The organism is Paraburkholderia sp. (assembly GCF_035656215.1).
Classification (GTDB): Bacteria; Pseudomonadota; Gammaproteobacteria; order Burkholderiales; family Burkholderiaceae; genus Paraburkholderia.
In genome coordinates, this window is sequence record NZ_DASRSY010000252.1 from 1 (window position 1) to 13,452 (window position 13,452).

At 62.3% G+C, this 13,452-nt stretch carries 10 protein-coding genes and 1 pseudogene; 2 read left to right on the plus strand and 9 right to left on the minus strand.

Annotated elements, in window-relative coordinates:
- From VFE81_RS14210 to VFE81_RS14240, 7 genes are all read right to left on the minus strand, one after another.
- Nucleotides 1-2,616, minus strand: a 2,616-nt coding sequence (locus VFE81_RS14210) for a filamentous hemagglutinin N-terminal domain-containing protein (RefSeq protein ID WP_325045207.1), incomplete at its 3' end; no start/stop codon positions are given.
- A gap of 129 nt (nt 2,617-2,745) precedes the next feature.
- Nucleotides 2,746-3,654 carry a peptidylprolyl isomerase gene (locus tag VFE81_RS14215; protein ID WP_325045208.1) on the minus strand — a complete coding sequence of 303 codons (909 nt, stop codon included), beginning with the start codon at nt 3,652-3,654 and terminating at the stop codon, nt 2,746-2,748.
- 10 nt (nt 3,655-3,664) lie between these two features.
- Nucleotides 3,665-5,494: a ShlB/FhaC/HecB family hemolysin secretion/activation protein gene (locus VFE81_RS14220; protein ID WP_325045209.1), complete on the minus strand. Its 1,830-nt coding sequence runs from the start codon at nt 5,492-5,494 to the stop codon at nt 3,665-3,667.
- 8 nt (nt 5,495-5,502) lie between these two features.
- Entirely contained in the window at nt 5,503-7,692 is a 2,190-nt protein-coding gene (locus VFE81_RS14225; RefSeq protein WP_325045210.1) for a filamentous hemagglutinin N-terminal domain-containing protein, read from the minus strand.
- Nucleotides 7,693-7,962: 270 nt separating this feature from the next.
- A complete protein-coding gene (locus VFE81_RS14230; protein WP_325045211.1) occupies nt 7,963-8,916 on the minus strand; it encodes a 3-hydroxyacyl-CoA dehydrogenase family protein in 954 nt (317 codons plus the stop codon).
- Nucleotides 8,917-9,024: 108 nt separating this feature from the next.
- Complete coding sequence (locus tag VFE81_RS14235) at nt 9,025-9,327, minus strand: hypothetical protein (RefSeq protein WP_325045212.1); 303 nt, start codon at nt 9,325-9,327, stop codon at nt 9,025-9,027.
- Between the two features lie 433 nt (nt 9,328-9,760).
- Entirely contained in the window at nt 9,761-9,919 is a 159-nt protein-coding gene (locus VFE81_RS14240; RefSeq protein WP_325045213.1) for a hypothetical protein, read from the minus strand.
- Between the two features lie 202 nt (nt 9,920-10,121).
- On the opposite strand from VFE81_RS14240, the gene VFE81_RS14245 reads away from it, so the two are divergent.
- Nucleotides 10,122-10,301: a hypothetical protein gene (locus tag VFE81_RS14245; protein WP_325045214.1), complete on the plus strand. Its 180-nt coding sequence runs from the start codon at nt 10,122-10,124 to the stop codon at nt 10,299-10,301.
- A gap of 425 nt (nt 10,302-10,726) precedes the next feature.
- Here the strand turns inward: VFE81_RS14245 and VFE81_RS14250 are convergent, their stop codons facing one another.
- Complete coding sequence (locus VFE81_RS14250) at nt 10,727-12,112, minus strand: hypothetical protein (protein WP_325045215.1); 1,386 nt, start codon at nt 12,110-12,112, stop codon at nt 10,727-10,729.
- Between the two features lie 132 nt (nt 12,113-12,244).
- The gene (locus tag VFE81_RS14255) at nt 12,245-12,931 is read right to left on the minus strand and encodes an MgtC/SapB family protein (RefSeq protein WP_325045216.1); all 687 of its coding nucleotides are present in this window, start codon (nt 12,929-12,931) and stop codon (nt 12,245-12,247) included.
- Nucleotides 12,932-13,192: 261 nt separating this feature from the next.
- On the opposite strand from VFE81_RS14255, the pseudogene VFE81_RS14260 reads away from it, so the two are divergent.
- Nucleotides 13,193-13,452: pseudogene (locus VFE81_RS14260) on the plus strand (N-acylglucosamine 2-epimerase); the annotation flags it as partial.

Here is a 13,452-nt window from a genome sequence, read left to right on the forward strand (position 1 = left end):
GAAGCCGCTGCTGCCGCCCGCGATTACGTCGTGCCCCGCGCTGAGCGTCGCCGCCCCCTGCCCCGCCAGCGTGCCGCCGATGGTCAGGTCATGCCCTGCCGTCAAAGTGGTATCGCCGGTTACGCTCGTCGCGCCCGTCAACGCGACATCCTGCGCACCGCTAACGATGAGGTTCGCCGCGCCATTCAACGTGCCGCTCGAATTCACGCTGCCATTCACCGCTGCGACCGACAGATCTCCGACCGCCTGCACGGTGCCCGCTGCGGCCACGGCAACGTTGCGCTGTGCCGTCAGCGTGATCTGCGAGCCGCCCGCCAGCGTACCGTTGACGACCACATCGCGCGCCGCCTGCACGTTCGCCGCGCCAACCGAAGCCGCGTTGCCGTTGAACGTCACATCGCCGCCACCCGCTGGGTTGCTGGTAATCCCGTTCGCCGCAACGTTGAACGCGCCGCCCGCCTGTACGTCGGCGAGACTCGCGTTGTTGCCCGCCGTCACTTGCAGACCATTGGCAAGCAGCTTGCCGGTGAAAGCGACGTCCTGTCCCGTCGTCAACGTACCGTTCTGGCCGAACGCCACTGATCCGTTGCCGGTGAGATTGTTCTGCGCATTGAGCACGCCATCCTGCTGCACGATGACCACGCCCGGAACGTCGAGGTTGCGCCCCGCGCTCACCTGCGCATCAGTTCCAACGAGCAGCGAACCCGCTACCGAGATATCGCGCGCAACGTTGGCCGCGAGCGTCGTGCCGCTGGCGAGCGATCCGCTCACCGAGAAGTCCTGGCCTGCCGACACCGTGACGGCTTTCTGCGCCGTGGCCTGCCCCGCCACATTCGTGTTCTGACCGGACGCCAGCGCGAGGTTATTGCCGCTTTTGACGGTTCCGTTGGTCGTCACGCTGCCCTGTGTCGCCGCCAAGCCGAGATCGCTCGACGTTTGCAACGCGCCGTTCACGTTGACGTTGCGTTGCGCCGTCGCCTGCAACGTACTGCCATTGGTCTGCCCGTTCACGTTGATATCGCGCGCGGCCTGCAAGCTTGTCGCGCCGCTCATCACGGACGTGCCGTTCAGGTTGATATCGCCTGTTTCATCGTTGCCTTGTGCCGTCACCGCGAGCGCGCCGCCGGTTTGCACGTCGCCAAGCGTGACGTTCGCGCCGCCCGTGACCACCGTGTCGCCGTTCGATTGCGCATTCGCCACGTTGACGTTGCCGCCCGCCGTGACGGTGAGCTTGCCGCCGGTCTGAATCGTGCCAGTCGACGTGACGTCGCCGTTCGCATTGATCGTGTAGCCGCTGATGCCGACGTGCGCGCCGGTCAGCGACAGATTGCCGCTCGCCTGCAGCGTGGCCTTTTGTTGCGCGGCCGAGCCGTTCACCGTCAGATCGCCGTTCGACGACAGCAGCAGATCGCCGGTGTTCGCCGCCATCTGCGCATCGGTGCGCACGCCCATCCCGGCTGCGGTGCCGATCACCTGGATCTGACCGGCGGTCATCGCGCCGAACGCAGTGGCGTCGATGGCGAGACCGTTGTTCGCGTGGCCATTGGCGTTATTAATCGCGCTGGCCGAGTTGTCCGAACCATTCGCCGATGTCGCATACGGGGTGCCGTTACTGCTCACCGCCGACGGCAGCACGAACTGCCGCCCGGCAATCGCGTTGATCCGCGAGCCAGCATACAGAGGTGCATTGATGCCGATGGTTTCGCCGATCAGGTCGATCGTGCCGACCGTGCCTTCAATACCGGCACCGGGCCCATTCACGCCCGCGTTGCCTTCAATCTGAATATGGCCACCGGTCACGCTATAGCCGACCGCCTGCGCGCTATTGAAATCGGTGACCGTGCCTTTGAGGTCGCTTAGAAACTGCGGCGTACCGGTCGATAAAGTGACGCCGATCGTATTCGTGAACCCCGTGCCGTTGGTCGTAATGCCGTTGGGATTCGCGATGATGACGGTGGCGGGTGCACCGAACACTTCGAGCGGCCCATTGAGCAAGCTCGCGTACGCGGCGCCTGTCGACGTCACCTGATTGACGATCACGCTCGCCGTGCGGCCCACGAGTTTTGGATTCGCCTGCAGATCGCCGCCGGTGAGCGACGTACCGGCCATCAGGCTGTTATTCAGAATCAGCCCGACCGGGTCGATGTTGAAGCTCTGATACTTGTTGAGCGAAATCCCCGCCGCATTCGGCGCGGTGATGTTCACGACAGGCACGCCGCCACCCGCGCCGGTGGTTTGCGTGATCTTCGGTTGAAACGTGATCGGCGCGGTCGGATCGACAATCGGCGCGGCCTGCGCCATTTGCATCGCAAAGCGGATACGCACGGCGCTCAGATCGATGATGCGTTGCCATGCTTCGTCGTCCAGACGATGGCTGCCGGAAGCAAGCACCCCGGCGGCGTCGCGGCTTTGCTCAAACGTGATCGAAAGCGGTCCGGCGAACAGCGTCAATGCGACCAACGCCGACACCGCGCGCTGCCACACGCGATACGGACGCGCAGGCATAGGCACCGACCAGCGCAGCCGCGCGGGCTGCATGCCGCGATCGTGCCGCTCGTCATGTGCCTGACGGTTTTGCTCGAGTTGTCGTAAAGCGTTGCGTGTGGACGCGTTCATGGTGCTCTCGTTTTTTTTGGTTCTTCTTGCACTTCCTGCACTTCTTCTGCGCCGTTCCGGGCGACCACCCCGAAACGGCGTTGCAGCGGTTTCACCCCGTCCGCTGCGCCTCTGCGAAAGCGAGGCTTCTTACTGCTGCTGAATCCGCGCGTTCTTCATCAGATCGACCACGACCTGTGCCGTGGCTTTCTCCAGTGCGACCTGTTCGAGCTGTTTGCGCAGCGCATCCTTGATCTGGTCGTATTGGGGAATCTGCGTCGGACGCTTTTCGTCGACGCGCAGAATCCAGTACGCATCGCCGATTTGCACCGGCGTGCTCGACACGCCGCCTTGCGGCAACTTGACGAGCGCTTCGGCGAGCGGCTGCGGCCAGTTCTGTGTGTTACCCGGCTGGATCGGCGTCTTGAACGAAACCCAGTTCATCGCGCCGCCTTGTGCCGCGCCCGGGCCCTGGCTGTACTGCTTCGCGAGTTGGGCGAAGTCGGTGCCCTTCTTCAGTTGCGTGAGCACCGTTTGCGCGGTGTCGGCATCTTTCACCGCGATCGCGCTCGGCTTGTATTCGTTGTCACCGAGGGTCGCGACGATCGCGTCGTACTTCGCCTTCACATCGGCATCGGTGACGGGTGTGGGCTTCACCTGATCGCGCAGATACGCAGCGGTCATCGCGGCCGTCTTCGCCTGTTCGACCGCGGCCACGACTTGCGGACGCGATTCGTAATGCTGCTTCTCGGCAGCCTGGCGGAACAGTTCACGCGCGATCATCTGATTCTTGACCGACGCGCGCAACGCGGGCGTATCCGGCAAATTCAACGCACGCACGGCCTGGTCGAGTTGATCCTGCGTAATCACGACGTTGTTCACGCGCGCCACGCCGTTGGCGGGCAGCGGACCACCGATGGCATCCGCTGCCTTGTCGGCCGAAGGTTTTGCCGTGGGCTTGTTGGCCGCATGCGCTGCGGGCAGCAAACCGGCTGCAAGACCGAGCGTGGCGATCAACGTGGCGTTGCGAATCCTGGCTGCGATCGGACGATGTTTCATGTGAACCTCTTCAGAGTGACCAGTTGAGTGTGGCAAGCAGCACGGTGGCTTTTTTCCCCAGCGCTGCGGGTTGCAGCAAGGCCTGACCAAGCAGCACCTCGCTAGTGACGGTTTGTGTTTTGTAGCGCCATTGCGCGCGTGCGCCGATGCCGGTGCCCATGAGCGTCGGCCAACCGCCTTGCGCGATCAGATGCGATTTGCCGCCGTCGAGAAAAACGTACGGTTCGAGATGCGCGTCGTGCCAGACCGGCAGGTTCTGCCACGCGGCCTCGTTGCGCAGATAGAAGCCGCTGTCGCCGGCAATGCCGCCTTCGGTAAAGCCGCGCACGGAATCCATGCCGCCGAGGAAGATCTGCTCGTTGCCGAACATCGCGACGTGGCTGTACTGGCCGCGCAACGTGCCGCGATAGGTCCATTGCGTGCCCGCCAGCGTGCCGAGCGCGATCTGCAGCGTGGCGGTGCCGTCGACTTTCGTGAACTGGCTGTGCGCATCGACTTCGTCGATATCGGGGGCGTCATGACTCGCGGAGAGCCACGGCAAGCCTTGCGAAACGCCGACGTCCCACGTCGCGGCCGCGGCCTGATCTTGCGCGACGAAGCGACGTAAGCCGTTCAAGCCGACACGCAACACTGTGAGGTCCTGCGGCGCCAGGTCGATGCCGTTCAGGCTGCGCTCCGTGCGCATTTTGGTGAGCGTCACGTCGACGCTGGTGCGTCCGGTGCGCGAGCGCGTCAGCACGTCGTTCCAGCCGAGAATCTGGCTGAATGTGCGGCCCTGGAGCAGCGCGACATCACTGATGGTCTGCTGGTATTCGGATAGCGACGTCGTGTAGCTGAAGGTCTGATAGCCGTACGGCGCCGCCGCGGAAAACACCACCGCGTTGCTGTCCTGCGTGCCGACGTAGCTGAACGACAGCGATTCCTGCAAACCGATCAGGTTGTCCGCTTCGACACCGGCGCGATAGCGCAGCGTGCCGGTTTGGGAGCTGCCATAGTTGTCGACGCCGAGGTCGTAGAAAACGCGGTCGCCGTAGTGGTTGGTGATCGCCACCACCGAATCGCCCGGCGTCTCGCCTGGCATGATCTGGATCTCGGCCTGATTGCGGCGCAGCCGGTTGATCTGGTCGACGCCCTGTTCGAGGTCAGGCAAGCGCAGCACGTCGCCCGTGCTGTCGCCGAAGGCCCACGCGGTGCCCGCGTCGGTCAGCAGGCCGCCGCCGTGTGTCGTGTACCACGGCTCGTTCGGATCGCGCGGACGCAGCGGTTTGCCATTCAGCGTGAAGGCCGACACTTTGCCGTCGACGATGTTGATTTTCAGCGTACCGGAGGCAAGATTCTGCGCGCCGAGATACGCACGCGTCGTGATGTAGCCGCGCGCGATGAACGCCTCGGTCACACGGCGCAGCAGCAGGTTGATACGGTTACGGCCGAGCTGCTTGCCGATGAAAGGCGCGGCGATCCTGTCAAGCTCACTTTTGCCGAGTACGGTGTCGCCGATGAAATCAATGTGGTCGATCTTGAACAGCGGCTCGACGTCGGGCAGCGTTTCGACATCTGCGCCTTCAGGCAGATTGACCACTGTCGGCTGCGGCACTTCGATCTGTGGAGGCGGCTGCTGGATTTCGTCGCGCCGCTGGCGATCGCGTTGCTCCCGCAGGAGTCGTTGCGCCGGGTCCTGTTCGGCCCGCACGGGCGCACCGAAGGGCACGCCGCCCAATGCCGCCGCGTTCGGCAAACCCGGCGGCGTTTGCGCGAACCCGCGCACCGCTGCCGCGCCGGCGAGTATCGCCAGCGTACAACGCGCGAGCCGGGGCGTGCGGCGCTTCATGGTGCGGGTCATGGCCCGCCTCATAGCCCGAACCACGACACGAGGCCGAGATGGTTGTGATTGCCGATCGTGACCGGTACGCGATACGGCGCGCTAATCGTGTTCACGCCGCCAGCTGCTTTGGTGCCGCTAGGCGCATTGAACGAACCGCCTTCAATATCGGCCTCGCCGGTCAGCTCGACCTGGCCCGTGCCGCCGCTGAACAGTCCGCCCGTGTCGGCCGCGAAAATCGCCGACCACGAATTGCCGAACCATGCCTTCAGATCGTGCGTGCGATTGATCGCGCTGTAGCCAAGTACGGCTTGTGCGAGGGTTTTCGGCGCGTCGAGCTTGAGCGTGCCTTCCGCCGACACAATGCCACCCGTGTTGGTGATCTGCGTGCCGCCTTTCATCGTGATGTCATTGTTCGCCTGGATCACGCCGCCGTAGCCCTGCACATTGCTCGAGGAACTCGAACTGCAGAAGAAGAAACACGTTCGATGAAACGACGCCTGGCCGGTGAAGATGGCCTGCGTCAATAACTGATCGCGCGCGGTGATCGAAATCGAACCGCCGACGGTCGGATTCTTCGGGTCGATTTGCGCGAGAATCGTGCCGCCGATGTTGTGAACGTTCTGTGCGGCAATGGTCACGTTGCCAGCGTTGGCGCTGAGGTAGGAGAGTTTGTCCGGATCGGCGAGCGCGCCGTAGTCGACATTGAAACCGTCGTCGCGATGTTCGACAAAAATCAGGCGCCAGCTACGGTCCGAATAGCTGACCGGCGCGCCGCCGTTCACACCGCTCGAATGATCGACGATGTTGTCGACGTCGCCGCCTGCAGTGATCGTCAGATTCTGGTTCGACAGAATGCGTGCGTTCTGATTTGTCACGGAGCCGCCTGCCGTCACGGACACATCGCCCGCCGCACCGTACACGACACCGAGCAGGCCTGTGGGTGTCGACTGATTCAGTATGTTGCCGGTGGCGTTCAGCGTGACCGCGCCGAGCGACGCGGTATCGAGCGTGTTCTTCTGCTGGCCTTGTATCAGCGAACCTACGTTGGTGATATCGCCGGTGCTGGTCAGCACCACGCCGCTGGTGGTCGAAGCGATCACGGATTGCGCCGTGGCGTCCTGCGCCAGCGCGATGCCCGCGCCACTCACGTCGATGCCGCTATTGGCGAGCAGGCTGCTGCCCGTCAGGCTGACGGCGCCGCTCGCAGTCAAGGTCGCCGAACCACTGTTCGCTTTCAGCTTTGTATCCGACAACGTCACGCTGTCCTGCACTTGCAGATCAAGATTGTTCTGCGCCGTCAGCGACGTATTGGAGAACTGCACTGACCCATTCGACGACAGCGTGAAATCGCCGAGCGACGCGTTCATCGGCCCAGCGCTGCGCACGCCCGGCCCTTTGTCGGTGACGATCAGTTGCACGCGGCCGCTCGTCAGACTGCCGGCGGCGGTGATGTCGATGGCGAATGAGCTGGCAATGGCCGCGCTGTTGGACGGACTCAGCGCGAGCCAGTCGTTGCTGTTGTCGTTCGGCGAAACCGCCGTGTTCAGCGTGACATTGCTGTTGCCCGCCACGGCGCGTACGTAGGCAGTCTGCGACGTGAAGCCGTTGGTGAGCGGCCCGTTGATCTGCACATTCTTTGCAATCAGATCGAGCCCGATCAGCGCGCTCGCCAATCCCTGCGGCCCGACGACGATCGTCCCGGTACTGGTGTCGAGCACGATGTCGCGTTCCGGAATGCCCGCTACCGGAATGGTGTCCTTGAAACTGACGTGTCCGGTGGTGAGCGCGACACGGCCCGTATTGACGAATGAACCGCCATTGACCGTAATGCCGTTCGGATTGGCCAATACCACGTTCGCACGCGAACCGAGCACATCGATTCGACCGCTAATAACACTGGGATGGGTGCTCGTTACCTGATTGACAATCGTTCGGGCATTAATACCGACGTTATTTAGTGAAGCCCCGGCTGCGTCGACGTTGAAATTGCTATAGGTGTTATTTGAAACCCCGGCCACTGTCGGCGCGATATTGACCGTCTGGTGGCCATTCGCTGCGGTTGAAACTGTTGTCGCAGTTCCGCCATCAATAGCAATGCCCGCCGCACTCGCGCCTAAAGGCGCGGCGGCCAGCAATACAACGATCAGCCTGACTCGTTGATGATGCGGACGCGGCTTCCCACGGCTCGCACTCCTACCCCGTGCACTCCGAAACATTCTTGTTTTCGCGCAACTTTTCGTTGCGGGCTCTCTCGATCAGGTTGGTCTTTCTCGCGCGGCTTTAGGAAACCGCATCTTTCGTATGATCAATAACGGCGTGTATCGAGAGTTCTTTAGGGTTATTCAGGAGTTTTTTTATCGCCGATAACATTACATTTTTATTATTGTAGAAAGTATTTGAAATTATTTTATTCTCATATTGTTCATTTCAAATGCCTGATTATTCCGATTGCATAATCCAATTCACGCCATGTACGTGCAACGCCATTAACCGCGACTAATCACCTGCTTGCGGCCTGCCTTGACGCGCGCCAAATGGGTGTCGTCCCATTCATAAAATCCAGCGCCGCTGCGCACACCCACGCGCCCCGCGTCCACCTGCGCACGCAGCAGATCGAGCACGTCTTCGTCTTTGGCGAGTTCCGGCATCAGATGCGTGGAGATGTCGAGGAAAGTGTCCAGGCCGCCCATGTCCGCGCCCTCGAGCGGACCGACAATTCCCCACCGACGCCCGAGCGACGCCTTCATGACCCGATCGACCACATCAGGCGTCGCTGCTCCCGAGCGCACGATGTTCAACGCCTCGCGCAGCACCGCGAACTGCAGCCGGTTGCCGACAAAGCCCGGAATCGCCTTCGCCAGCACAACCGGCTCCATGCCGATCGCGCTCATCAGCGCAGCGGTCTGCTCTGTGACTTCCGGCGCGGTCGCGGTACCCGGCACGACTTCGACGAGCGGGATCATGTGCGGCGGATTCCAGAAATGCGCGATCAGGAAACGCTCCTTCGCGCGCAACGGCGCGACCAGTTGATCGGGCGGAAAGCCGCTGGTGTTGCTCGCGAGAATTGCATCGTCTGCCATCAACCCAGCCAGCGACGCATACAGGCGATGCTTCAGTTCGAGTACCTCGGGAATCGCCTCGATCACAAATCGCGCCGACGCCATGACGTCGAGCTCCGCATGTGTCTCGATACGCCCGAGCGCCGCCTGTTTGGCAGCCTGATCGATGCGTCCGGCGTCGATGAGTTCGTCGAGCACCGCTTCCGCCTTCGGCGCAACGCTCGCGAGACGCGCCGGGTCGACGTCGTGAACGATCGTCCGGTGCCCGTGCAATGCGCTTTGCGTCGCAATGCCGACGCCCATCAACCCCGTGCCCACTACGCCTATGACTGCCTTGTCCACGCTGCTCTCCCGCTGCCGTCGATGAAAGCTTTCAAGCATAGCGCAGCGTGCACTTTTCAAGACCGAACGTGACAAAGCCGGTCTTCCGTGAGGAAGGACCGGCTTTGTCGACTTCACGCCGCGTCAGGCGGCGCCGTCATGCGCGCATTAATAACGCGGGGGCGGCGGGCGACGATCGTCGTGGTGATGCGGATCGTAGTCGTGCGGATGACGATGCATCCAGTCGTCATGAGCCCAGTAGCGATGGCCGTCGTAGTAACGATCCCCATGCCAGCCGATGTTGATCGACACACCCACCGGCATCATGTGCGGCTGACCGTAAACCGCCGGTCCCGCACCATTCTCGACGATCACCCGTTCCTGGGCGAAAGCGCTGCCGGCTGCGAGCAAAGCGCCGCCCGCCAGCAAGGTTGCAATAATCGAACGCGAAGTTTTGTTAAAGGTTTTCATAGTGACCTCCCATACAAAGTTTTTGTATTAAGCCAGCGCCCGTGTTCAGTCGTCATCGAACCGCGATTTCGGGTTCGGACCAGACGCCGTACGCTTGAGACCAACTTTAGCTGGGCAAACCGGATGAAGAAGTGAGCACTTGTAAGCGCACATTTCATAGAAAGGGACGGATGAAAGCTAGCCTTTTGGGTGTTCGCCGCCCGCCTGCGGCGCATGCGCGGTGGATCAACTGGACGGCAGGACGGCACCTTGTCAGGCACCGTTACATTCATTTCGGCGAGGAAATATTTTGAAAGACGGGGAATGGCGGCAACCGCACAAAAAACAAAAGCCACGGCACGCGCTTCGCGGGCAGTGGCTTCAATGACGTTCGCGCACTTGAGGTGCGCGCCCATGCGCGGTGGTCCGCGCTCAGGCCGTACAACTTTGCTTTTTAGTCGCTCAGCTTGATGCCGAACAACGTAGCTTGCGCTTTGCGCATGCGATCTGCTTCACGGCTACGCGCTTCGTACGAGTAGTCCGAATCCAGCGGCAGATGGGGCGACGCAAAGAGGTCGCTGACCTTTTGGAACAATGCAAAAATGAAGCTCATGGCGACTCCCGGTTGGTTACTGCATTAGCTAGGGTTTTCCCTTAAGAATGATTATAGGGTTTTCCCTATGCAAAAGCTAGTGCAATGCAACAATTTCTCGAGTGTGGTGTATTGCCACAGGGTTTTTATCCATGGTGCGTCGCACCATGACAACGTCCCCGTTTTTTATATTCCAGGGTCGGAAGCTTCCGCCTACTGAAGCGTGGTTGACTGCGGCTTCCTGCTGCGCGTGGGTTTCGCGCTCGTCGCACTTTTGTCCGGGTTGACCACGGCGGCATCGACGGCGCCTGCCGCGGTGCTCTCCGCGCGCATCAGCGTCGCGTTGTTGACGGACACGATCAGCCCCGGCAGCGCGTCCGGTTGGGATTGTCTTGCGGCTTGACGGAGGCTCCCGTCGCCGAAAACTCCACATTCAACGCCCAGTGCCCCTCGTGTATGCCCTGATCGCGCAAAAGCGCGGCTAGCAGATCCTCGATCGAATATTTGTGCTCGCTAGTCGGCATGGTGGCCCCCGTCAGAAGATGCGCTGGCGTATCCGGTCCGGCTTCGCAACAGCAACGAGAGTGTAAAACGCAAGGTTTGGCTTGCGACGGATCCGCGGCGGACGATGCCTTACGGCACCTATCCTGGGAAACGGGAACGGAAGCGAGGTGAGAGGTGAGAGGTGAGAGGTGAGAGGTGAGAGGGAAGCGGGAAGCGGGAAGCGGGAAGCGGGAAGCGGGAAAGCGGAAGTGTGCGCCCGGTGGGCTGTGCCGACGAAGCGAGCCACCGGGGGCCAGCTCATGCTGGCGCGGTGGTCGCTAAGGATCAATGCGAGTTGGCTGCTTTCGGCTTGTGTGCGTGCTGTGCTCGCGCGCCCCGCTTGTTATGGGCTGGGGTGGCCGCGGCTGGTTGGGGTGCCGCGGTTGCGGCTGCGTTAGAAGCCGCATTGGCCGCCGCCGCATTGGCCATCGCCATGTGGGTGTCGAGCAAGCTGGTCATGGCGGCCTGCTGGTTCTGCATCAACTGTTCGATGCGGTGCTGCTGAGCGGTGGTTTCACGCGTCAGGCGCATCAGAAGCACCGTCTGCGTGATGCCGATCGCGACCGTCACCAGCAATGCGCCCACCACGATCGACAGCATCCATTTCACGCGGCGTGAATGGTCGGTCGCGGCGAGGCGTTGATCGGCGATCACGCCATATAGGGCGTCGACGGTGTCGGCGAAGGCCGTCGCGCGCGCGCGGTCGAGTTCAGGCGCGGCACGCAACGCTGCCGCGGCAGCTTCGGCGCGTTGGGCTTCCCGGAACGAGGGCGCGGCGAATGCGACGTTGGCGTGCCCGATTGCTGGTCCGGCCACAGATGCAGACGCATTGCCCGACACCTTGGCGGCCAGCTTCGGCGCAACACGCGCCGCACCGGACTCAGGCTCAGGCTCCGATTCAGACGAAGAAGAAGACGAAGACGAAGGCAAAGCGCGCTCCACTCCCGCATTCGCGGCTTCGGCACCAGCCGCTGCACGCGAAGCCGTCGTCGCTTTGGCAAAGGTCGCCGCAAAGCGCTGCGGCGGCATAGGGGGTGTGGCACCGCCCGAGGTCGATGCTGCCGCTGTATCGGTCGTCGTGGCACCCGGCTCAGCCGCCTGGCGTAGCGCGGTCACGCTGCGCGCAACGGTAGCCGCCGCCATCGCAGGCGTGAGGGCCGCGGCCGCGTCACGTTCCGATGCCGCCGGCTTCTCTTCGGCCGGTGTCTCTGCTGCCGACTTCCCATCCCCGAAAGCCAGCTCGCCAACAAACGACCCCGCAGCCTCCACGGCGTCCGTCTCCAACCCGCTCAATTGCCCACTCATCGGCGCCGGTTCGTCGGATTTCCCAGCGCGAGGCAAGCGCCGCGTCACCTTCACGTCTAGCGGCGCGCCGTCGGCGTCGATCGCGCCAACCGCTGCCAGCACGACATCGGGTAATTCAAAGCCATGCAGCGTGCCTTGCCGGACGTCGATATTCATCGCTTCCAGCGTGGCGCGGGTGGGGTCGTCGGGGAACAGGTCGAGCGTGCTTTCGTCGCGCGAGGCATCGCTCAATTGCGCGAGACGTTGTGCCGAGCGCGCGGCGCGCGCCAGCTTGTTTTCAGTTTCGGTCGAGACAGTGGCCGGACGCCGCTTCTTCGAAGCGGCGCGCTGAGGCCTGGACTGCGTGGATGCTGCGGAATCTGCCATAGAGAAAAAAGCGGTCGTCGCCGGGAAGCGGGCGCCGAGCACCGCTCGTCAATGCCGTTGGAATTTTTTGAGACCGCATTGTCGCATGGCCGCCCGCCCCTGCTGAAGCCATTCGCCGACGTTTTTCCGTTTTTAAGACGCTGTCTCGTCCTGCCGGAACTGCTTGACGCCGTGCAACTGACGCAAGCGTGAGCAGATCGCCTCATATTCGGTATTCGACACGCGATGCAACGTGATTATCACTTCGTCACACTCCGGCGCGTCGTCGCTTTGTTGCATCACGAATTGCTTGACGCGCGGGCTCGCGGCGCCGAGTTCGTCGTGCAGCGAATGGAACGTCATGGTGCCGCGCTCGACGATCATCGTCAGTTGACGCCGTTGCTTCACAGTGATGAAGCGGCGCTCGAGCGGCTTGATCCCGGCGAGGATGATCAGAATGATGATCGTCGCGGCGATCGACGCCGTGTACAGCCCACCGCCCACCGCCAGCCCGATAGCCGCGACCGACCAAAGACTGGCCGCCGTCGTCAGCCCGCGCACGATTTCGCCGCGCAGCAGAATCGAACCCGCGCCGAGAAAGCCGATGCCAGAGACCACCTGCGCGGCCATCCGCGACGGATCGAGCACAACGTGATCGCCAGTCAGCACTTCCGCAAAACCATAGGCCGACACGATCATGATGAGCGTCGAACCAACGCAGACCAGCATGTGCGTGCGTAACCCCGCGGCCCACGAAAGCCGTTCACGCTCGAAGCCGATGACGCTGCCGAGCGCAGCGGCCAGCACCAGACGGGAAATGAGTTCGAGGTTCCCCAACATTGTTTTTCCTCCTTATCTGAAATTATTTGAAGCGTGTTCCTCACTTGCGATGGAGTGCCAACGACCGCCGTTTGCTTTAAGCTTGGCCGTATGCTGCCGCCGCGCGGGTTGCCAGGGCTGTCGTCATACTGCTTCCGGGCCGTCCCATTGCAGGCCAATTAGTATCCACGATCATCAGCGCAGCAAGATCGCCAACAACCACGCCGCAGCAAGAGCCAAATTTCACCGTCGCTTCGAATGACCCGTTTGACCAACCGAACTATGCAGAGCATGACCCCTTCCCCCGCTTCGACGATCACTCTCGCCACCACACTGCGTGATCATTTCACTCGCGTGGTGCTGCCGCTATGGCGCGGGCCCGGTTTCAACACCGCGCTGAAGCTGCCGTATGAAGCAGTCAGCGCCGAGGGTCCCGAGCCGATGCCCGCGGAACGCTACCGGGCCATGGCATGCGCGCGACAATTGTTCGTGTTCTCGCAAGCAGGCGATGCAGCGCATGCCCAGGTGCTGTTCGATTCGCT

Bases quoted from the DNA above. Each gene is read 5' to 3' on its own strand.
- VFE81_RS14215 (WP_325045208.1), bottom strand. From the start codon at position 3,654: ATGAAACATCGTCCGATCGCAGCCAGGATTCGCAACGCCACGTTGATC.
- VFE81_RS14220 (WP_325045209.1), bottom strand. From the start codon at position 5,494: ATGACCCGCACCATGAAGCGCCGCACGCCCCGGCTCGCGCGTTGTACG.
- VFE81_RS14225 (WP_325045210.1), bottom strand. From the start codon at position 7,692: ATGTTTCGGAGTGCACGGGGTAGGAGTGCGAGCCGTGGGAAGCCGCGT.
- VFE81_RS14230 (WP_325045211.1), bottom strand. From the start codon at position 8,916: ATGCTTGAAAGCTTTCATCGACGGCAGCGGGAGAGCAGCGTGGACAAG.
- VFE81_RS14235 (WP_325045212.1), bottom strand. From the start codon at position 9,327: ATGAAAACCTTTAACAAAACTTCGCGTTCGATTATTGCAACCTTGCTG.
- VFE81_RS14240 (WP_325045213.1), bottom strand. From the start codon at position 9,919: ATGAGCTTCATTTTTGCATTGTTCCAAAAGGTCAGCGACCTCTTTGCG.
- VFE81_RS14250 (WP_325045215.1), bottom strand. From the start codon at position 12,112: ATGGCAGATTCCGCAGCATCCACGCAGTCCAGGCCTCAGCGCGCCGCT.
- VFE81_RS14255 (WP_325045216.1), bottom strand. From the start codon at position 12,931: ATGTTGGGGAACCTCGAACTCATTTCCCGTCTGGTGCTGGCCGCTGCG.